This window comes from Prolixibacteraceae bacterium, assembly GCA_019856515.1.
Taxonomy (GTDB): domain Bacteria; phylum Bacteroidota; class Bacteroidia; order Bacteroidales; family Prolixibacteraceae; genus Halosquirtibacter; species Halosquirtibacter xylanolyticus.
In genome coordinates this window covers 1,270,183-1,291,765 of sequence record CP082230.1, presented here as the reverse complement: position 1 = coordinate 1,291,765, position 21,583 = coordinate 1,270,183, and the positions used below count along the sequence as shown (strand labels likewise).

General features: G+C 37.2%; 15 protein-coding genes and 1 riboswitch. Of the genes, 8 read left to right on the top strand and 7 right to left on the bottom strand.

Annotation, left to right across the window (positions count from 1 at the left end; genetic code table 11):
• Positions 1–175 precede the first annotated feature (175 nt).
• The 3 genes from K5X82_04375 to K5X82_04365 all read left to right on the top strand — a co-directional run bounded on the left by K5X82_04375 (position 176) and on the right by K5X82_04365 (position 2,531).
• Complete coding sequence (locus K5X82_04375; protein ID QZT38140.1) at positions 176–478, top strand: Dabb family protein; 303 nt, start codon at positions 176–178, stop codon at positions 476–478.
• Between the two features lie 10 nt (positions 479–488).
• The gene (locus tag K5X82_04370) at positions 489–1,487 is read left to right on the top strand and encodes a class I mannose-6-phosphate isomerase (GenBank protein ID QZT38139.1); all 999 of its coding nucleotides are present in this window, start codon (positions 489–491) and stop codon (positions 1,485–1,487) included.
• Positions 1,488–1,586: 99 nt separating this feature from the next.
• A complete protein-coding gene (locus K5X82_04365; protein QZT38138.1) occupies positions 1,587–2,531 on the top strand; it encodes a patatin-like phospholipase family protein in 945 nt (314 codons plus the stop codon).
• Positions 2,532–2,647: 116 nt separating this feature from the next.
• Here K5X82_04365 and K5X82_04360 read toward each other — a convergent pair whose 3' ends face one another.
• On the bottom strand, positions 2,648–3,394 hold the full coding sequence (locus tag K5X82_04360; protein QZT38137.1) for a 1-acyl-sn-glycerol-3-phosphate acyltransferase: 747 nt from the start codon (positions 3,392–3,394) through the stop codon (positions 2,648–2,650).
• Between the two features lie 248 nt (positions 3,395–3,642).
• Here K5X82_04360 and K5X82_04355 point away from each other — a divergent pair, with 248 nt between their 5' ends.
• The 4 genes from K5X82_04355 to K5X82_04340 all read left to right on the top strand — a co-directional run bounded on the left by K5X82_04355 (position 3,643) and on the right by K5X82_04340 (position 8,320).
• A complete protein-coding gene (locus tag K5X82_04355) occupies positions 3,643–4,386 on the top strand; it encodes a hypothetical protein (GenBank protein ID QZT38136.1) in 744 nt (247 codons plus the stop codon).
• Positions 4,387–4,395: 9 nt separating this feature from the next.
• Positions 4,396–5,829 (top strand): TrkH family potassium uptake protein, encoded by a 1,434-nt coding sequence (locus K5X82_04350; protein QZT38135.1) that lies wholly within the window; start codon positions 4,396–4,398, stop codon positions 5,827–5,829.
• A gap of 418 nt (positions 5,830–6,247) precedes the next feature.
• A complete protein-coding gene (gene pyk, locus K5X82_04345) occupies positions 6,248–7,687 on the top strand; it encodes a pyruvate kinase (protein QZT38134.1) in 1,440 nt (479 codons plus the stop codon).
• 78 nt (positions 7,688–7,765) lie between these two features.
• A complete protein-coding gene (locus tag K5X82_04340) occupies positions 7,766–8,320 on the top strand; it encodes a pentapeptide repeat-containing protein (GenBank protein ID QZT38133.1) in 555 nt (184 codons plus the stop codon).
• 52 nt (positions 8,321–8,372) lie between these two features.
• Here the strand turns inward: K5X82_04340 and K5X82_04335 are convergent, their stop codons facing one another.
• From K5X82_04335 to K5X82_04315, 5 genes are all read right to left on the bottom strand, one after another.
• The gene (locus tag K5X82_04335) at positions 8,373–9,086 is read right to left on the bottom strand and encodes a phosphatase PAP2 family protein (protein QZT38132.1); all 714 of its coding nucleotides are present in this window, start codon (positions 9,084–9,086) and stop codon (positions 8,373–8,375) included.
• Positions 9,087–9,151: 65 nt separating this feature from the next.
• The gene (gene lgt / locus K5X82_04330) at positions 9,152–9,931 is read right to left on the bottom strand and encodes a prolipoprotein diacylglyceryl transferase (GenBank protein QZT39080.1); all 780 of its coding nucleotides are present in this window, start codon (positions 9,929–9,931) and stop codon (positions 9,152–9,154) included.
• A gap of 338 nt (positions 9,932–10,269) precedes the next feature.
• Complete coding sequence (gene secA / locus K5X82_04325) at positions 10,270–13,575, bottom strand: preprotein translocase subunit SecA (GenBank protein ID QZT38131.1); 3,306 nt, start codon at positions 13,573–13,575, stop codon at positions 10,270–10,272.
• A 765-nt stretch (positions 13,576–14,340) separates the two neighbouring features.
• Positions 14,341–15,789, bottom strand: a complete 1,449-nt coding sequence (locus K5X82_04320) for an alpha-L-fucosidase (protein QZT38130.1) — start codon at positions 15,787–15,789, stop codon at positions 14,341–14,343.
• Positions 15,790–15,886: 97 nt separating this feature from the next.
• Positions 15,887–17,395: a hypothetical protein gene (locus tag K5X82_04315; protein QZT38129.1), complete on the bottom strand. Its 1,509-nt coding sequence runs from the start codon at positions 17,393–17,395 to the stop codon at positions 15,887–15,889.
• A 905-nt stretch (positions 17,396–18,300) separates the two neighbouring features.
• Positions 18,301–18,507: riboswitch (cobalamin riboswitch) on the top strand.
• A gap of 175 nt (positions 18,508–18,682) precedes the next feature.
• Between K5X82_04315 and K5X82_04310 the strand changes: the two genes are divergently transcribed.
• A complete protein-coding gene (locus tag K5X82_04310; GenBank protein ID QZT38128.1) occupies positions 18,683–20,311 on the top strand; it encodes a DUF4465 domain-containing protein in 1,629 nt (542 codons plus the stop codon).
• Here K5X82_04310 and K5X82_04305 read toward each other — a convergent pair.
• Positions 20,280–21,521, bottom strand: a complete 1,242-nt coding sequence (locus K5X82_04305) for an ISL3 family transposase (GenBank protein ID QZT38127.1) — start codon at positions 21,519–21,521, stop codon at positions 20,280–20,282. The genes K5X82_04310 and K5X82_04305 overlap by 32 nt on opposite strands.
• Between the last annotated feature and the right edge of the window lie 62 nt (positions 21,522–21,583).

Below are 21,583 nucleotides of genomic sequence, written 5' to 3'. Positions count from 1 at the left end.
TCTGGCCTCTTTTACATAACGATGATATCTTGTTTTAAATTATGTCAATAGACGAAACTTAGTTTGATTTGTTAATTATTTTTACGTATTATGAGCTTGAAAATTGAAGACACGAACACTATTTTCTATTACCTTTGTTCGTGTTGGTGAGTCTAACGTAAATATAAAATTGATCATGATTAATCATACCGTTTTATTTAAAGTGAAAGATTTTCAGCAACCAGAAGATAAGAAGGCTGCATTAGAAGAAATTAAAGCGGCTCTAATGGGGCTTGAAGGACAGATCGAACAGTTAAGACATATTGAAGTTCAGCTTCATTATACTTTACAGTCTGATTCGTTCGATGTCGCTTTAATCACGCATTTTGATTCAATTGCGGATGTAGATATATATCAAGTTCATCCTCTTCATCAAGATGCAGTAAAAGTGGTCAAACAGTACGCTGTTGGTCGCGCATGTGTTGATTTCGAATTCTAAAAATATAAAAATGGACAGTCTAAAAGGGTTGTATCCTTTCAAATTTACTCCGATATTAAAAGATAAGATTTGGGGTGGTAAGAAGTTAGAAGATATTTTAGGTAAAAAGATAGCTCCTCTTCCAAATGCAGGAGAGTCTTGGGAGATCTCTGGTGTTGAGGGAGATGTCTCTACTGTTGCCAATGGTTTCTTAGCTGGTAATGATCTACAAGATCTTATTGAAGTGTATATGGGAGAACTTGTTGGAGATAGTGTGTATGAATCTTTCGGTACTGAATTTCCATTGCTAATCAAATTTATCGATGCAAACGATGATCTGTCTATTCAAGTTCATCCTGATGATACGCTGTCTAAAGAGAGACATAATGCTTTTGGTAAAACTGAAATGTGGTACGTCGTTCAAGCCGATAAAGGAAGTACTTTGATCTCTGGCTTTTCTAAAGAGGTGACCAAAGAGGAGTATGTAAAGGCTGTGGAGGACAATACCGTGATGGAGATGTTGAATACAGAAGAGGTTCAGGCTGGTGATGTATTCTTTATGCCTGCTGGTCGTGTCCATGCTATTGGAAGCGGACTATTGGTCGCTGAAATTCAACAGACTTCTGATGTAACCTATCGTATCTATGATTTCAATAGAAAAGATGCTGATGGTAATGGTCGTGAACTGCATACGGAACTTGCTGTTGATGCTATTGACTTCACAAAAGAGGATAATTATCGTACTGCATACGAAGTGAAAAACAACGAGTCTTCAGAATTGGTTTCTTGTAAGTATTTTACTACAAATGTTCTTGAGCTGACTGAAAATATTGAAATGAGCTATAATAAACTCGACTCTTTTGTTATCTATATGTGTTTAGAAGGTGCATATGAGATTCAATGGGAAGAGGGAACCGTTGAGGTTGGCTTAGGGGAAACTGTTTTGGTGCCAGCATCGATGGAGAATTTTACTTTAAAGCCGAAAGGTCAAGCCAAACTTTTAGAGGTTTATATTAAGGAAAATATGTAGTAAATCGAACTTTTTTGTTAGAATTACTATTTTTATAAAAGGAAATACTGTTTTAGTGTTTCCTTTTATTGTATTATTAAAAGATAAACCTTATAAAATATGAAAAAAGAGATTGCTTTAACTCTTTCAAGTGGTGGGGCTCGTGGTATTGCACAGATTGGTGTAATTCAGGAGATTCTGAATCAAGGGTACACCATATCTTCTATTGCTGGAGCATCTATTGGGGCTGTGATCGGAGGTCTATATGCCGCTGGCAAGTTAGACGAGTATACTGATTGGATCTGTAATCTAAATCGGTTAGATGTGTTCCATCTGATGGATCTTGATTTCTCCGGACAGACGGGATTGATTCAAGGGAAAAGAGTCTTTGGTCATCTAGAGAATTGGGTTGGAGGCATGACCATTGAGGAGCTCCCTATGCCATACGTAGCTGTCGCAAGTGATATGGTTAACCGTAAAGAGATAATATTTGATGGAGGTGATTTATTGACTGCGATGAGAGCATCTGTTGCAATTCCTGGGTTTTTAACTCCTGTAATTCATAACGATGACCCTTTATTTGATGGAGGTGTATGTAATCCAATTCCTGTCAATAGGATACAAAAAGAAGACCATCATCTGCATGTCGCTGTCGATTTGAATGCATATGTGGAACCAGACCTAAGAGCAACGATGATGGCAATGTTGGAATCTACTGAAGAGGAGCATCTTCTTCCATTCCATATGCAGGGACCTGTATTTGAGAAGGTGGTTTCTCTAGTGCATAAATATTCTCACTTACTTGGAGGTGATGAAAATGAGAATGAACATGATAAGAAAAGCTCTTTATCATACTTCTCAACAATGAACCATATGTTTGATATGATGCAAGAACAGTTGTCTAGCTATATTCTTAGAGACAATCCACCTGATGTTTTGATTAAAATACCACGTGATTTATGCAGTACATTTGATTTTGATAAGTCTCGTGACTTAGTGGAGATAGGTCGTTTGGCAGCACGCGAAACTTTAAAACAATTGGAAAATAGTACTATTGCGAATTAGTATAATAGCTTTTTTACTTTACAATTGGTTCTTTTGATTAAGATATCATTGGTTTTACACATCGCAAAAAAGGTAATATTTAACGATGTGTAAAACTAACGACTAGTTCTCGGTCATTACTTTTTAGAACTACTCGTATTCGCTGCGATAAGTGAATCTATTGCCTCTTTGGTCATGGTCATCAAAGTGGTTAGATCATCCGATTGTACCGGTTGCCCAAATGCAACAGTTAAATTGGTTCTCCATTTTCCCATTTGATTCAAAAAGTGTGGTACAAAAGTAGCACTACCAGTCCATGCATCTTTGGGATTATGGTATATTATTGCAACTGGATTAATTGGAACACCAAGGTCTGTTGCTACTTTGAAAGAACCTCTTTTAAAAGGTGCCGTCTTATTTCCTGTATGTGTCTTTCCTTCAGGAAAAAGAATGATGTTATTACCATCTTTTAACTCTTTCTCTAATGTTTTCATCACCTTCATCATAGAGGCTGCACTTCTTCGATTCACCAATATCATATGAATCATATCGGCTGCACGGCCTATCACAGGCCACTTTCCAATCTCTTCTTTTGCGATAATAGAGTATCTTCCTTGTGCCAATAAGGTGAAGATATCTAGATACCCTTGATGATTTGACATAATTATACCTCCGTCTTTCGGTTTTTCTCCTTCGTACGTGACATGGATATTAAGAAGCCATAGTGCTCCATTTCCCCACATATAACTAATACTTTGACCAAAACGAATATTCTTACCACTCAAGTACCATATGATAAGCCCGAAGAAAACCAGTATAAAAGAGTATACGAAAAGAAGAATCAGTCGAATGATAGAGATAGGATAAATAAATAATTTATGCATATAATAAATATTTCAATGATAAGGACGTAGGATTGAATCCTCCTCCTAATAGTTAGTCTTATTGTTTCAGTGAAAATTACGCGAATCTAAAATATTAAATAGATTCTTAATTTTTTGCAAAGATATACTTATTATTCTTTCTACATTTGTGCAAAGATACTTTTTACGAAGTGTTATAAAGTAGATTGAACAAATCACCGTTCAAAACTGTACTTATTAAGTTCATATTATATTTTTAGAAAGAAGTAATGAAAATACGTGTAAAAATCTTTGCTGGCTTTTTTATTATGGCAATATTAATGATTGCTGCTGGCGCCATCTCTGGAATAGAGTTCTCTAAGATAGGGATATCCATTAATCGTATTTTAGGTGAAAATTATAAGAATATCGAAGCGTCCAACCAAATGCTGGTAGGGCTTGATAAACAAAATAATGGTATTCTTTTAATTCTTCAAGGACAATGGAATGAGGGATACGAAGAGGTTGAAGATGGAGCTAATATTTTCATCAAGGGTTACAACGTTGTCAAGAATGATACCTTAGATGTCGTTGAGAAGTCTAGTATTGAGTCTTTAGGACGACATCTCTCTGCGCTCAATATGATGAAAGATTCTACACTGTTTAATCACCAAACAGCAACCATCGATTGGTATTACTCTAAACCCTATCGTTTGCTTACATTGATGCGTCATGAAGTGAAAAAAGTTCAGAAAATTAATCAAGATGCACTCTATACCACGTCTACAAATTTAAAAGAAAGAGCTAGAAGAGCTATTATTCCTGGTATTGTGGTGGTGGTCGCACTTCTTCTATTCATTGCAATTTTCTCTTATCTTGTTAATCACTTCTTTGTAAAACCACTTCTTCATATCAAAGATAGGGCTAGTGATAGTCTTAAATATGGAAGACCTTTTGATGTGAATATTCAAACAGATGACGAGTTAAAGAACTTAGCAGATGTGATCAAAAAGTTAACCAATAAAAATCAGTAAGCTTATTGTATGAGAGGTTATGTGATTATTCGCCAACTAGGGCTGGTTTGTTTGTTGAATGGAACTTTCCTGTTCATCTCGTTCCTAATCTCTTTGGGTTATGGAGATGGAGGTGAATTGGCTCTATTCTTTAGTAGTATTCTTGCTATTGTCTTTGGTGTCTCACCATATATTTTTATTCCTAAGATTGACAATATTAGTAACCATGAAGGGTTAGCCATTGTTGTCTTAGGATGGATACTTTCCTGTGTTATTGGCATTGTTCCTTATGTATTGTTTGGGGGAGAGTTTACCTTAGCCAATGCCGTGTTTGAGAGTGTCTCCGGTTTTACGACTACAGGCTCAACAATTCTGAATGAGATACAAACACTGCCCAAGGGGATTCTTTTTTGGCGCTCTTCTACCCACTGGTTGGGAGGAATTGGTATCATCATCTTTGTATTGGCTATTTTGCCCCAGTCAGGACAAGCTAAATTGGTCCTGTACAGTAATGAAGTATCACCTCTTGCAAAAGAAGACCTTAGATATACAACCAAGAAATCCATACGTATCATCCTTGTGGTCTATCTTGTTTTAACCTTAGCCGAAACTATTCTATTAATGGTTTGTGGAATGGGTTGGTTTGATGCACTGAACCACTCTTTTGCAACTATTGCTACCGGTGGTTTCTCTACGAAGAATATGAGCGTATCTGCTTTCGATAGTGCATCTATTGAGATGGTAATTAACTTTTTTATGTTGATCTCAGGAATCCACTTCGGATTGTTGTACATGACTGCTTTAGGAAAACGATCGAATGTCTTTACTTCTCCAATAGTTCGCTATTATTTAGGAGGAATGGCGATAGCAACAGTATTGGTCTCTATTAAACTTGTCGCAGATGGATATTATCCTGATTTTATTACTGCGGTACGGTATGCATCGTTTCAATTAATATCGGTCGGTACAACTACCGGTTTTGCTACATGTGATACTGCTGCTTGGCCTCCATTTACTCAGATGATATTGATATTCTTTACACTACAGTGTGCTTGTGCAGGATCGACTTCAGGTGGTATTAAAGTAAACCGTGTAATGATTCTTTGGAAAGGGATGTTAAATCAATTAAAGAGAATTCAGCACCCTAGAGCTGTCGCTACATCTAAGATCGGAAAGATGACATTATCAGAAGAGACAATCTCTGGTGCAATTACTTTTATTGTCATTTATCTTGTGGTAATCTTTGCAACAACCTTAGCTTTAACAGCATTGGATATTGATCTCTTTACCTCATTTAGTGCCTCTGCAACGTGTATGGGTAATGTGGGTCCTGGGTTTGGTAATGTGAGCTCTCTAGGGAATTTTAGCTCTATTCCTGACTTTGGAAAATACCTGTTAAGTGGAAATATGTTACTTGGGCGTCTAGAGATATTCAGTATTTTTGCCCTGTTTTCAAAAAGATAATACGTGCCTACTCTTTATTGTAGGAGACAAAATATAATAGACCCATCAATGACATGATCATTGATGGGTTTTTTTGTCTGATAAAAGTCTATCCTCTCTTATGTTTCGATTTTTAAAAAATGAAAGAACTCCTGTTATAGAACATTATTTCTCCTGTTGGGTTATAGTAAAAAGTGACGATGATTTATTTGAGCTATTTAGGGCTAAATATGGTTTAGGGGATTTTATTGAATCGATAGTGTCATAGTATTATTATTGTTTCATAAGGTTAACTGATGTTTATTAATCATGTATGATGTTGTTGATCCCTTTGCCCATAGCCTAATTTAACTAAATTTACTGATGGTCTTAAATCGAGCAATAAGTGTTACTACTTATTGTTTCAACGAATAGTAATTTGTTTAATTAAAGAGATATAATGGATTTTTTATCAAAAAGAACCAAAGTGGTGGCTACTGTTGGCCCTTCCAGTAGTAGTAAGGAGATGTTACTTCAACTAGCAGCATCTGGAGTGAATGTGTTCCGATTGAATTTCTCTCATGGAACCCATGAGGATCATGCCAAAGTGATTGCGAATATTCGTGAAATAAATAGCAATTTTAGTTACAATCTCTCTATCCTTCAGGATCTTCAAGGTCCTAAGATTCGTATTGGTCAAGTCGAGAATAATGGGGTGGAAATTACTCCTGGACAAAAATTGACTATTACAACACGTGAAGTGATTGGAACATCAGATAAGGTCTCTACCGTTTATCAAGGGTTTACGAGTGATGTGCAGGTCGGTGAGACTATTCTAATTGATGATGGACGAATCCGTTTAGAAGTAAAAGAGATTAGTGGTGATGAGGTTGTAACCGAAGTCATTATTGGAGGGTTACTGAAAAGTAGAAAAGGAATTAATCTCCCTGACACGTCGATCTCAGAGAGTTGTCTGACAGCAAAAGATTTGGAGGATTTACAGTTTGGAATTGAAAACGATGTCAACTGGATTGCAATATCATTTGTTCGTTCTGCAACTGATATCGACCAACTTCGTAGTATTCTTGATGAGGCTAATTGTAATGCACAGATCATTGCAAAGATCGAACGTCCTGAAGCTTTGATAAGAATAGATAAAATTATTGACGCTACGGATGCCATTATGATTGCACGTGGTGATTTGGGTATAGAGACAAGCTTCTCTGAAGTGCCAATTGTGCAAAAACAGATCATCAAGAAGTGTAAGAAGAAAGCTAAGCCTGTAATTGTGGCAACCCAGATGTTGGAGAGTATGGTGAAAAATCCAATGCCTACGCGTGCCGAAGTAAATGATATCGCTTCTGCTGTAATGGATGGAGTAGATGCTGTGATGCTTAGCGAAGAGTCTGCTGCTGGTCAATATCCTATTGAGTCCGTACAGGTGATGAGTCAAGTGATACGTTCCGTGGAAGTGAGTGATGCTTTCCCTTATGATGAACAGTTTAATGTAACCATTAATGATGATTGTTTTTATAGTAGACACATCATTCAGAATGCAGTGGTTCTTGCCAAAGATATTCAAGCTAAGGCGATCATCGTTATTAGTGAAACCGGATTTGCTGCTGCCCATATTGCACGTCATCGTCCGGATGCCAATATATTTGTTTTTACCCCACATCGTAAAATGGTTCATTCGTTATCCTTGATATGGGGAGTTCGAACATTCTTCTTACCTAAGATGCCAACGGTGACATCGGAGTTCTTGTCTTGGATGGAGAAGGAGATGGTTCACAAAAACTATCTTAAGAAGGATGATCGTTATGTGTTTGTTGGTACATTACCTCCAGAACGCATCGGCTCTCGTATGGCACTGATCGGTGTTGTAGGCGAAGAATTATAATATAAGTTGTACCTATATTATTTATCCATATAATTCATTATTATATTTAGGGATTACAAATGATGTAATCCCTTTTTTATGGATATTGTTGAAGAGAAAGAGTGTAGAGAGATTGCTACCTCAAAAACCCATTATATTGATTGTGTTTTTAAACAAGTAGATATAAAAGCGTCGGACATCAAAGGATATGAGTTCGAAGATTGTGAATTTATTGGATGTGATTTTTCCATGGTTGACTTAACAGGAGTCGCTTTTCGTACCGTGACATTTAAAGAGTGTTTGATGCAAGGTGTAGCTTTCAATGCTGCTAACCCGTTTTTATTATCAATGACATTCGATCATTGTCGTTTAGATCAATCTGTATTTCTTGATATGGATCTACGTTCATGTCATTTTAAATATAGCCAATTCAAACATGGTATTCTAGAGTCGTGTAAACTTCAAAAAGTAGCATTTGATGAGACGGAGTTAGAGCAGACTCTTTTCTATCGTTGTGATCTTTCGCAGGCTGATTTTAGAACTGCAATAAATCTTAGTTTTGATCCCGATAATAATAAAATGAAAGGGGCTAAGTTTTCTATTCAAACAGCATTAGGACTACTTGCAAAATATCAAATTAAGATCACCCCGTAACTATTCATTGATACAACGGATTTTGCAATATCGTATATTTGAAATGATATACTTAAAAATAGATACAAAGTCCGTTGGCTGTCATCCCAATGCGATGACTTTTTTTATGTGCAAGAAAATATCCAATACCCCAACCAATGGCAGCCCCTACAATCACATCTGAAGGCCAATGTTGTTTCTCTATTACTCGTTGTGCCGACACTGCAATAGGAACTAAATATATCCATCTTGAGTAGTTCTCTGCGAAAGGGGTGAAGAATGCAAATGCCATGGTAGCATGTCCTGATGGAAGCGACCTGTAGTCATCTCCTTTATTTTTTAAAGGATAATAACTATCATATCTCTCTCCTGTGTAAGGCCGAGCTCTTCCTACTGTATACTTTAGGAGTGATGTTACTGCTGCTGCACCCACAATTGCTTCAATTGATTTTTGACTTGTGACAGATAATTTCTCATCTTTAATAGCCCAACCTGTGAGTGCCAATCCAACAGAGAGGGGGGCCAATATTTTAGCTTCACCGAGATATGAGACTCCTCGATTTCCTTGGGCTTTATCATTAGGAGATACCTTAATCAGGTGATCTAATGCGAATCCAGCGCCAACAACTGCTACAGTAGGGATCCAATGTTTATAGCTTTTGCCTTTGGGATGTTGTGCATAGCATGTGTCCAATGGGGTTATCCAGCTATCTTTTGTCTCTTGTGCTTGTGTCAAGGATGAGAGAGTTAGCGTTAGTAAGATGAGGTATATGATGCTCTGTTTCATTCGTTAGGTCATAAAAAAGAGGTGTCTCTTCCATGGAACAAACACCTCTTTATAATTAATGTCAATTATTTCTTCTTTTTAGAACTTCGATATATAAGATAGACGCCTGCCAATACAAATGGAATACTTAATATTTGTCCCATATTTAGTAACATCCCTGCTTCAAATGCCTCTTGGTCCTCTTTAATAAACTCAATAAGGAAACGAGAAAGGAAAACACCAATGAAGAAAATTCCAAGTAAAAACCCTTCTTTATCTTTTTTATCAGTCTTCCAATAGTAATACATCAAAACGATGAATGTGACAAAATAGGATAAAGCTTCATAGAGCTGTGTTGGATGTTTCGCTACGGTCTCTCCATTTCGAGCAAAAATTACTCCCCATGGAAGATCGGTAGCCACACCATAGATCTCTGAGTTCATTAGATTACCAAGGCGGATCATCATTGCTACCAAAGCAACAGGAACTGCCAAGCGGTCTAATGTCCATAACATCGACTTCTTGGTCACCTTCTTCGAATAGAAGTAGATCGCAATAATAATACCAATCGTACCACCATGACTTGCCAACCCTCCATGCCATGTCTTAAGGATCTCTCCAGGATTTGCTAGATAGTAATCAAAATTATAGAATAATACATGTCCCAAACGTGCTCCTACAATCGTAGCAATAAAGACATATAGAAAAAGTTTGTCTAACCACTCTTGAGGTATCTTCTCTGATTTGAACATCTTTTCCATGATCTTATACCCCATCATAAAACCGACTGCAAAAGCCATTCCATACCAACGAACTTGTATGTTGGGAGTCATGAAATGGGAAGGATGTTTTTCCCATAAAACCATTCCGATTAGGGCAACACCTATTACCGTAAGGATACTGCTTGTTTCAAATTTCTTTTTTTTGATATATTGCAAGACTCCTCTTCCAATAAGAATTCCCATCAAAACAAAAAACAAGTAGTGCCAATTTGCTTCCTTAGGACTAAGGCTAAAAATTTCTGGGGATATATTCCACGTGATTGAAAGTAACATAGAAGAAAAAATTAGTTTATACCAACTCTATTTTGACCCAATTTGACCATCATTTCAATATAGCTCTGGTTTTATATGAAACATAGGGGAGACCTCTCTCGAAAATCTCCCCTTGTATATTATCTATCTCAAGTCAATGAAGAACGTGTTTAGTGTTTTCCGTGACATTGCTTGAATTTTTTACCACTACCGCATGGACATGGTTCATTACGTCCCACCTTCTTCTCCACACGACGAGGTTGAACTCTTTCTTTTTCTCTTGTGTCTTGATCTGCTACTTCTGAGCGCTGCTCTTGGTATTTCGGCTTATCTTTCTTACTAGGAACTTCTGCCTCCTCGATCTCCTCTTGTGCTCTTGCTGGAATCTGACCTTTCATCAAAGTCGAAACCACCGTTTTGTTCATCTTATCAACCATGGTCTTAAATAGGTTGAACGACTCAAATTTGTAGATCAATAGAGGATCTTTTTGCTCATATTGAGCATTTCGAACCGACTGACGAAGATCATCCAACTCTCTCAATTGCTCTTTCCAGTTGTCATCAATCGTAGCCAAGATCACCTGTTTCTGATAAGACAATACCAATTCTCGACACTCAGTGGCATTTGCTTTCTCTAGATTACAAGTAATGTTATAAACCAGTCTACCATCAGTAATTGGAACAACAATATTAGTATACAAATGTCCTTGGTTCTCATATACATCCTTGATCACTGGCATCGCTTGTTCACGAATCGCTTCTACTTTACGTTCGTAACGCTCAACGACAAATTTATATAGCTCTTCAGTAAGTTCATTTGGAGTTCCTTGAACAAAGTGATCGCTGTTAAAGGGATACTCTACCGAAAGGAATCGAATCAATTCGAACTTAAAGTCTTCGAATCCATCACTTCCTTGAGGATGATACTCTTCAACCAATGAATCTACTGCATCGTACATCATATTAAGAATATCCGTATCAATACGTTCTCCATAAAGGGCATGACGACGTTTTTTGTAGATCACCTCACGTTGTGAGTTCATCACATCATCATACTCCAAAAGATTCTTACGTACTCCAAAGTTATTCTCCTCTACCTTGCGTTGAGCAGCTTCAATACGTTTCGTAATCATACTACTCTGTATCGATTCTCCCTCTTCTGGCTTGGTGAACTTCGATTTCGATAATAAATTAATCATCGATTCTGCACCAAACAGTCGAAGAAGTTTATCTTCAAATGAAACAAAGAACTGTGATGACCCTGGATCTCCTTGACGACCTGCACGACCTCTTAACTGACGGTCTACACGTCGAGATTCATGACGCTCTGTACCAACAATAGCCAGACCTCCAATATCTTTAATCTCTTGTTTTAATTTAATATCTGTACCACGACCAGCCATATTGGTTGCAATCGTTACTGCTCCATCATTACCTGCTTCAGCAACAATATCTGCTTCACGCTGGTGTAGTTTTGCATTCAGTACATTGTGTTTGATACCACGCATTTTTAACATGCGAGACAACAACTCTGAGATCTCAACCGATGTTGTACCAACCAAGATCGGACGTCCCTGTTCATTTAGGGCTGTGATCTCTTGGATAACGGCATTGTATTTCTCCTTATTGGTGAAATAGACCTTATCGTCTTCATCATTACGTGCAATAGGACGGTTGGTTGGAATAACCACCACATCCAATTCATAGATGTCCCAGAACTCACCAGCCTCTGTCTCTGCTGTACCAGTCATCCCACTCAACTTGTGGTACATGCGGAAATAGTTCTGTAGTGTTACTGTGGCATATGTCTGCGTTGCAGCTTCAATCTTAACATTCTCTTTCGCTTCAATCGCTTGGTGTAGGCCATCCGAATAACGACGACCTTCCATGATACGACCTGTCTGCTCATCCACAATCTTCACTTTGTTGTCCATCACTACATACTCTGTGTCCTTCTCGAACATCGCATAGGCTTTCAACAACTGGTTGATGGTGTGTACACGCTCAGACTTTACCGCGTAATTTTGTAGCAACTCATCTTTAATGCGAAGCTTTTCTTCCTCCGTGATTGATTCGTTGTTCTCAATCTCAGCAACTTCTGATCCAACATCAGGCAAAACAAAGAAAGAAGCATCTTCCACTCCTTGAGCCAACAGCTCATGACCTTTATCGGTCAACTCAATCGAGTTCATCTTCTCTTCGATGATAAAGTAAAGAGAGTCCGTTACTATATGCATATGCTTGTTGTTGTCCTGCATATAGTAATTCTCACTCTTCATCATCAGTTGTTTCATTCCATCTTCACTCAGAAACTTAATGATTGCTTTATTCTTTGGAAGACCTTTATGTGCACGAAGAAGTAGCATAGCACCCTCTTCTTTTACTTTAGAGTCATCCGACTTAAGTTTCTGTTTTGCTTCTGCAAGAATCTCAGTAACCAACTTTCGTTGAGATAATACCAAGGACTCAATTGCTGGTTTAAGCTCATCAAACTGGTGATCTTCTCCTTTAGGGATAGGACCTGAGATGATTAGTGGAGTACGAGCATCATCAATCAATACAGAATCGACCTCATCGACAATCGCATAGTGGTGTTTACGCTGTACCAAATCCTCTGGATTGGTAGCCATATTATCACGTAAGTAGTCAAAACCAAATTCGTTGTTTGTACCGAATGTGATATCTGCTAAGTAAGCTTGGCGACGTTCTTCTGAGTTAGGCTGGTGCTTATCAATACAATCTACCGAAAGACCATGGAATTGATAAAGTGGTCCCATCCACTCTGAGTCACGTTTTGCTAAGTAGTCATTTACTGTTACTACGTGCACTCCTTTACCTGCTAATGCATTCAGAAATACTGGAAGGGTTGCAACCAATGTTTTACCTTCACCCGTTGCCATCTCAGCAATTTTACCAGAGTGAAGTACGACACCACCAATTAACTGAACATCATAATGGATCATACCCCAGACGGTCATATTACCTCCTGCTACCCATTGATTATCAAAAGTCGTTTTATCTCCTTCGATATTCACGTGTTCATAGCGTGCAGCCAACTCTTGGTCAAAATTGGAAGTGGTCACTTCAATTTGCTCGTTCTCTGTAAAACGACGTGCTGAATCTTTAACAATAGCAAAGGCTGTCGGAAGAATATCCTGTAAAACCTCTTCAATCTTATTGTTAATTGTATCTTCGATCTGATCAATCTCTTTGTAAATTCCCTCTTTTGCTTCAATAGCAGTTTGAGGATCTTCTACTTTGATCTTCAATGTTGCAACTTGCTTCTCTTCTGGCTGAATATACTCTTGTATCTTCGCTTTCAGTTGAAGTGTCTCATTTCTCAAATCATCATTCGAAAGCTTATTCATACGATCATATTCTGCCTTCACCTTTTCGACGATAGGCATGATCTCTTGAATGTCTCGATCAGATTTGTTCCCAAATAGTTTGGAAAGAAATTTATCAATAAATGACATATCTATATTTATTTGCTTTATATTATTCTTATCTAATTGCGTTGCCGCTTCCTACAAAGGTACGTCAAATCTAAAAAAGATATATCGATTTCGCAGCATAATTTTACCATAAAAAGCAATAATGAGTTGAGACGGAATATTGAGATAACTTTTTTGAACAAATAGAACCTTCGTCTTGTAAATAATGATACAGTCCTTATCGAATCAAGCCCCTTGTTATACCGATTTTAATAATTATTTGACAGCCTTCACCTTCTTCCTAATCAAACTCTGACAAATACAGAACGTGATAGTTCTTTTCTGACTTCAACTTGACTTGACTCATTGCTATCCCGAATCGAAGCGTTGTCCCATACTGTTTTTTGTTTGAAATAGATCACATAAAAGCTTGTTATAGTGATGCACAGGATTGATTAGGGATTCATTCGAGTTTCATACGGGGTTGATCCGAGCCCCACAGGGTATTGACAGGGTATTGACAGGGGCTTGAATCGGTTCTCATACGGACTTGAAACGGTTCTCATACGGACTTGAATCGGTTCTCATACGGACTTGAATCGGTTCTCATACGGACTTCATTTGAACTTAGCCCAAAGGTAATTCAAAGTTCACTCATGTTTTTTGCCAATAAAATGAGCGAACTATGGATCAACTATGAGGTAACTATGACCAAAGACCGTATTAAGACCGTATGGAATCCGAATCGAACCAGAGTCAAATATAAGTTTAAGGTTTGCTATTGTCTGATAGTAGTTGAGAAATTAACTATTGATTTCTATTTTCTGCATCTATTGCAGCTTGTGATTTTCCAAAATGTTTGCCTGCCATTTTTTCTACTTTAGAGATTTCAAAGGCTACGGCATAATGTGATACTCCTTTTTTCTTTGGCATATCTATCAAAGTAGCATTGCCTTGTTGTGAAAATTTCACCTTCTTCCCTGTGGCTACATCCTTTACGGTAGCATTTTTGGCTACCAAACATCCTGGCAACATTGCTTTGGACATTTGTTCTCCTTCGTCTAGCAGAACAATTGCATACACTTTACTGTTATCTTTGGCTTTAGTATAGCGTACATTTGCTTCGCTAAAAGGAGCGATGGCACGTGTACAATAGATCGCTTTTCCATTTAGCTTTAACCATTCACCCATTCCTTGAACGGATTCTACCTCTTTCTGGTTAAACCACCCCTTAGGTGATGCGCCTAAGTTTAATAGGAAATTTCCGCCTTTGGATACCACATCAATTAGTTTATGGGTTAACTCTCTACTGCTTTTTACTTTGGTTTCAGGGCTGTCTACAAATCGATAAGAGAAACAACAGTTTACTGTCATATTGCTCTCCCATGGTATCATGTCTGATTCTGAGGGGATATGCTGTTCGGGAGTACGGTAGTTTTCCCATCGACCTCCAATCCAACGATCGACGACAAGAATTCCTGGTTGATGTTCTCGACACATTTCGCCTACTTGGTCCATCTTCATGTCTTGATCTTGGTTGCTTTTTGTTGCCCATGCCCCGTCGAGCCATAGGATATCGACATCACCATATTGGGTCATTAACTCCTCTACTTGATTGTAGAAAAAGTCAGTGAACTGTTTCCACCAATCAGGGTGACGTTTGATTTTATAGTTTACATTGCGTGTTGGTGCATCAAATGATGGAGACCAATATTGTGGGTGGTGCCAATCCGGTTTTGAAATATAGGCCCCAATCATCATCTCTTTTTTTCGCATTGCATCAAATAGAGAAGCAGTGATGTCTGCGTGTTTCGCATTGGCATATGGATATTTGGGATTGGTAATTTTGTAATCGGTTTGTTTGGTATCCCACATGGTAAAACCATCGTGATGTTTGGTTGTAAAGATAAAGTATTTGGCCCCCATATCTTTTGCTAACTGCGCCCAATGGTCGGGGTTAAATTCAGTTGGGTTGAATTGAGCTGGTAGATTAAAGTAATGATCTCTGAATCTTTGCATGTCTTTGTGTGGCGTGAGCCAATCAACGTCTTCAGATACTATAGGCCATGACTCACATAGTCCTTCTACGGAGTATGCTCCCCAATGGACAAAGAAACCTAATTTTAGATCTTTCCACGCTTCTAGTTTCTGTTGAACTTTTTGATCTTGTTCTACAAAATAATTTTTGTTTTTCCATTGTGCAAAAACTACATAAGTAGCGAAGAACAGAGTGCATGTTAAAACTATCTTTTTCATAAATAAGAGGTTTATTTAGTTGTTAATTTGGCCCCAAATTGTTTTTGAAACAGAGTGGAGTCTTGTGTTATTTTGTGGTGTTGAAAAAAAACATTTTTTACAAAGACCATTTGGAATGTCCTTCGGGTATTTCGAAGGTATGACCATTAACGATAAGAGTATACGGATTACTACTTTCGATATTAATTTTGCCATTTTGATATATAATATTTGTGATTATACCACCAAAACGAAGTGACTGTATGCCTTGTTTACTACTCCCTTTTAAATCCCATTTTACTGTTTTTGTGATTCCATCCACATCGTAGAAGCCTAAGATATTTTCAATCATAAGAGAGATTGGTCCTAGGGCTGACCATCCGCAGAAATCAGGACGTACATCATGCCCATGTACATCAGTAGCAGGTTTTGGCTCATTGGGATTGTAGCATTCCCAGATGGTATGAGGGGAATATTCTTGATAGGTTCGAAGCATGTGAGAGACGATCTGAATGGCTTGTTGGTGTGCTAAGTCTCGATATCCATATTTCTCGATGGCTTTAATTCCCATGAATGCTGTAGGAAGCCATACTGATCCTCTCCAATAACCTCCTTCTGGATCAAAATCATTGTCATTCCGTGCTACTGTAGTCCATGGTATTTTCCCTCCTAATAACTTATCGTCTTTAACATGGTTTACCATTTTCTGAACTTGTTCGGGCGAAGCCATCTCTGCGAGTATTGGCCAGTAAGATGCAGGAGTTAGTAGTTTTATGTGACTCAGGTCTTTACGATTAATGTCGTAATATGTTCCATCTTTTTCATCCCAATAATAGGTATTTATTGTCTTTTTTATTGCCTCATATTTATCGTTCCATATTTGAGCCTGTTTTGGGTCATTAACTTCATCAAAAAGACGTGAGATATATAGAGCACTTAAACCCTGCTGTGCAATCGCATCAATCCACAGCATGTCAGGATTGTTTGGCCTATGTGCAATAGCGTGTTTGCCTTTTCTTCCTCTAGGAGTATTGTCCATTCCCGACCTTCCTCCTTCCCAACGATATCCATGAGGGGTTTTCTCTATGCAGGTAGGTGCACTGTTTGCAATGACAGTACCTCTAGGTACTGTGTCAAACCATTCAAAATGTTTTTGAAGATATTGGGTTTCATATAACAACTCTTTGATATGTGTGGTGTCTCCATTTTGCTTGAAAAATGCATGCTCAACCCATGCAAATAGAGGAGGGTTGTCAGGGATTTCTATCTTTAGAGGGATCTCTTTGTGGTCGTGAATAGGTCCATAAAAGTTATTTAAAGATGCCAGAGAAGGGTAATTGCTAGATGAATATTTAAAGAAGTGAAGCATAAAAGCAGTATCCCATATCCAAATCACTTTTGGGTCGAAAGCTTCATCTATATATGGTGTTTGAACTAATCCTTTGCAACTGTCAACATGTTCCTTTGCAAGATCCCATGCTTTATTATAGAGGGTGACAAAATCAGGATGTTCATCGTATATTATTTGGGGGTTGGCATATACTTCTTGAAGTGCATATTGTTCACCTTCTTTGTTATGACAAGAGATAAGAACAAATGTCATTAATGCGATTAGTGTGTGTCTCATAATCAAAAAAATAACTTATGGTTTAATTCGTCAGTTAATCTCTATAAAGGTATAAATTTTTACATGGTATATGCTAAGTATCCATATATCGCTGAGTGTATTCGGTAAATAGTTAATGTGTAGACTTCTTTTAAATAATACCAACAATAATTTGAACTAAGTTATGTCTGGTTTCGAATAAAATTTTGTTTAATTAAGACGAAACATGGCAGCATTGCTTTATCGTACGGTGATATTTTAAAACGTTGGATAAATAACATCTGACATGATACTTCATACTCTTCATCACGAATGTAGCACCTGCAATGATGCGCTGAAAGCGCTACAGTTTCTAGCCTAGTGTGAAACGCTAGGTGTCGATAACCCCCAATAAATAACTGCTGTAATTTCGATTCATCTCATTTAACTCACTATGATGATTTGGATATATGATCATCGGAATTACAGCCCTCCACTGTCTCTTTTACCTAGATCCAGCGCTTCGCATTGGGCTATTAGCTGTAGCTCTCAGCGCATGTCGAAATAAAGGAGGTAGTTCATCAGACCAATAAAATGGGGGAGTACATGGTAATAAATACTGACTATAACTAAAAGGTTGTTGCACTAGGTCATTATGGATAAATTTCGTTCGAATAGTAAAGTGCTATTTCGAATAGGATATTTCGGTAGTTGTAAATATGCTTAAAAGTAAAATATTTAATCATTTTTGTTGTCAAAATAGCTCTATCACAGATAGCAGTCTTATCGATTTAAATGGCCTAAAATCGACATAATCCTATGGGTTTTAAAAAAGGGTTTTCGTGGGGGCTCAAGATTAGAAGATGGTGTTTGTCTATTCTACAATAATTTAAGTTGTTACAAAATTAGATTAGTCTTTGTTAAATTCTGAAAAAAAGATATACCTTTGTGTTTAATATATTAATGGTGATTCTATGATTAATTCTGGTCCTAGAATAAAAGGGAATATGGTGTAAATCCATAACAGTACCTGCTGCTGTAAGCTCAAAAATGATTCTTATATAGTCACTTTTGCCACTCTTTAGTTTATCAAAGGGGAAGGTAATGTAAGAATTGAGTAAGTCAGAAAACCTGCCATTTAATTAAGTGATGATTTCCTCGGGTATTAGGAATTTGTTACATGCTACTAGTTAAATTGGTGTTGTAATTACCACTGGTTGTAAACTAATATTTAGATAAGAAAGTCACATATGAGTAATGCTCCTTATGAGTATTATGATTGATTTTTATGTCTGAATTACTATTTAATATATAACCTAAAGAGTAAAGATGAAACATTTCTACTTTAAGAAAAGAACAATGTGTATTTTCTTATGTCTATTGTTGTCGACGATGACAACTTTTGGACAACAGACATTGGATTATTTGACAAACAACAAGATTGTTGCTGCAGAAAATGCAGTGCCTGATGATTGGCAGAATGATTTGTGGGTTAATAAGGATTTTGTAGAGTTAGCCGTTGGTGATAGCCATGAGATTTGGGCAAGGAGATTGCCAGAGATTATTGATGGTCCAATTAGTAATAATGTACAACTTCCGATCTATAATTTTGTAATCGTCGAAGGGAATAGTGTATCTGTTGATCAACAAGGTGTGGTTACTGCTAATAGTCAGGGAAAGAGTATCATTAAAGTTACTTACAATGAAAAGGAAGCATATGGTCGACATTATGGTCCTGTTTCTAGGGTGAATGTGACTTATGTGGTTGTTAATGTTACAGATCAAAGTGCAGGGAATATAGATATAACCAATGATTTAACCAGTAGCTCTTATGATACCTACTATTTCTCTGAAGAAAACTACATTTTGCCATTATCAGTTGCTGCTGAAAATGCAACGTCGTTAAAAGTCTATTGCAATGGAACAGTGGTTTCAAAAGATGGAGAGAAGTATCCTTTGATATTAGAGAATCGTGCTAATATTATTGAAGTCGTTGCGAGTAATGGGGTTAATGAAAAATATTGGGCAAGAGTTATTGATGCTCGCAAAATTGAAGTGGATATTAATAATTTAAGTTCTCCTGGTCAACCTATCTTTCTGACGCATAAAGTTGAAGTTGGGTTTAGAGGAATTGTACTTCCATTACCTAAATTAGCAACATTTTATAACCCATGTACTAGCTTTGGTTTTGGATGGGGAGACGAAGATAAAACAAAGGTGATTTATTCTCTTGACAATAATGAAGTTATAAAAAGTAATGATCCTCAATTAGGTCAATATGCTTTAGCTGATCACAATAAAATCATATTTAATGTGAATAAGGTCGGTCGCATAGTCCTTTCGAATGGCCATATTAAAGAGTATTGGTGGGGTGAAGCCTTAGGTGAAGATAAAAAATATAAAGGAAAGATAAGTGCTGGTCTCGGTTCTCCAACGAGAAATGGAGATTTCTCTTTTTTCCCTGATATAACAATTGACGTTGCAGCGCCATATAGAAGTGTAACCTTCGAAGATATTGACCTTGAGGGAAAAGATCATACGATGGTCGCAACCCCAGAATCGTTTAAAGACTTTTCAAAAGTATATACTAGTGGTAGTTATTCTTTTAAACTATTTGCTAATGATATGAATCTTACTTTTCCTGTATGGTCAGGGCTTATTGTAACAAATAAATCTGATAATATAACTATTGGAGGTGTTGGTAATCAGCTTAATTCTGCTGCAGGTGGTGATGTTAGTGGTGTGGGTAATTATGGTGTAATATATTCAGCAAATAGTGGTGGAATGCCCCATTCTGATACAAAGGAGATCTCTTTTGAAGTAGATAAAGCACATGCCCCTCACCGTGTTCAAGGATGTTATGTAACAAACAATACATATGCAGTTCATTCAATGGGCTCTTTCCAAGATTTGATGGGTAATCATATTAAAAAGAACAATGCTTATTCACCTTTCTAAAATCTAATTTACCCGTAACAAGATATATCATTGTGATGAAATTTTTAGTGTCCCTAAATCCTTTAGCTCTTCTTTTTACTGTTTGAACCACAGAATTAAGACCTTCTAATATTCCATTATTTATCTTTGTTTCCATCCATTGCACAACGCCATCCCAATGTCTTTTAATTGTATTGGCAGCCTTGATGATAGGCTCCATCCTAGAGTGAGTTGCCCAATAATACCATTGTTTTAATAAGCACACAAACTCTTCTGCCGTGTTAGCGTATGTGTAAATATCCTGAAAGCTTTCACGTATTCGGAGTGCTCTGAAACTCTTTAATTTACTGTTTGATATAGAAAGATCCTTAAAGGCTTGCTGTTGCTTTAAGGTGAAGTTTGTCTTGTTCTTTAAGAATAAATACCTGTTCCCCTTTAGACACTCTTCATCTTTTGCTTCAGATCGTCTAACCTTATCTACTGCTTCATTGATTATCTTCATAATATGAAACTTGTCAAATGTAATGGAAGCATCTGGAAGGTGTGTTGCTATGCCACTAATGAATGAAGGAGACATATCACAACTGACATGACTTATTTTACTTGATTTGATCACTTTATTTTGGTCGTGATAATGTGGAATAACCTTACAAAAAGAAGCAATAGTTTCTGCCCCTTTTCCTTCAGTAACATGTACTGTCTTGCGTTCTTTTAGGTCTACAAACAAAGTAACATAATTATGCCCTTTTTTACAAGAAGTCTCATCAACCCCTATCATCTCAATATCAGAATGGTCTTCTTCGGCCTTTGCTGTATCGACATACAAAGTTGCCAACTTCCATAGCTTATCATCATAAACACCTGTCATTTGTGCAACCTGATGAACTGGCATATAAGAAATTAAGGACATTAATAATGCTTCAAACAACAGTGTAAAACCAGGTAGTTCACCTTCCCAAGGCATATCAAGAATAGCAACATTACCATCTCCCTTTATAACACGGGGAACACGTGCAGTTAAATAACACTTATACTCAAAGAAGCTTAAATGCTGCCATGTTTTCTTTCGTGTATCATGCACCTGTAGGTTATCCTCTCCATTGTGACTAAAACGAGAACCTCTCTTAAAATCGATATAAACATCTAAACGTTGGGATTCCTTGTCTAAGTTAATACCATCAATAAAATAGGGAGATTCAATATGTAAGGCTGAGGCTAATAAATCGTACATGATGTCTTATTTTAGAAGTTATTATATAGAAATTAAACATGTAGCATACCCACTAAGTTTCG

Bases quoted from the DNA above. Each gene is read 5' to 3' on its own strand.
- K5X82_04375 (QZT38140.1), top strand. From the start codon at position 176: ATGATTAATCATACCGTTTTATTTAAAGTGAAAGATTTTCAGCAACCA.
- K5X82_04370 (QZT38139.1), top strand. From the start codon at position 489: ATGGACAGTCTAAAAGGGTTGTATCCTTTCAAATTTACTCCGATATTA.
- K5X82_04365 (QZT38138.1), top strand. From the start codon at position 1,587: ATGAAAAAAGAGATTGCTTTAACTCTTTCAAGTGGTGGGGCTCGTGGT.
- K5X82_04360 (QZT38137.1), bottom strand. From the start codon at position 3,394: ATGCATAAATTATTTATTTATCCTATCTCTATCATTCGACTGATTCTT.
- K5X82_04355 (QZT38136.1), top strand. From the start codon at position 3,643: ATGAAAATACGTGTAAAAATCTTTGCTGGCTTTTTTATTATGGCAATA.
- K5X82_04350 (QZT38135.1), top strand. From the start codon at position 4,396: ATGAGAGGTTATGTGATTATTCGCCAACTAGGGCTGGTTTGTTTGTTG.
- pyk (QZT38134.1), top strand. From the start codon at position 6,248: ATGGATTTTTTATCAAAAAGAACCAAAGTGGTGGCTACTGTTGGCCCT.
- K5X82_04340 (QZT38133.1), top strand. From the start codon at position 7,766: ATGGATATTGTTGAAGAGAAAGAGTGTAGAGAGATTGCTACCTCAAAA.
- K5X82_04335 (QZT38132.1), bottom strand. From the start codon at position 9,086: ATGAAACAGAGCATCATATACCTCATCTTACTAACGCTAACTCTCTCA.
- lgt (QZT39080.1), bottom strand. From the start codon at position 9,931: ATGGTTTTATGGGAAAAACATCCTTCCCATTTCATGACTCCCAACATA.
- secA (QZT38131.1), bottom strand. From the start codon at position 13,575: ATGTCATTTATTGATAAATTTCTTTCCAAACTATTTGGGAACAAATCT.
- K5X82_04320 (QZT38130.1), bottom strand. From the start codon at position 15,789: ATGAAAAAGATAGTTTTAACATGCACTCTGTTCTTCGCTACTTATGTA.
- K5X82_04315 (QZT38129.1), bottom strand. From the start codon at position 17,395: ATGAGACACACACTAATCGCATTAATGACATTTGTTCTTATCTCTTGT.
- K5X82_04310 (QZT38128.1), top strand. From the start codon at position 18,683: ATGAAACATTTCTACTTTAAGAAAAGAACAATGTGTATTTTCTTATGT.
- K5X82_04305 (QZT38127.1), bottom strand. From the start codon at position 21,521: ATGTACGATTTATTAGCCTCAGCCTTACATATTGAATCTCCCTATTTT.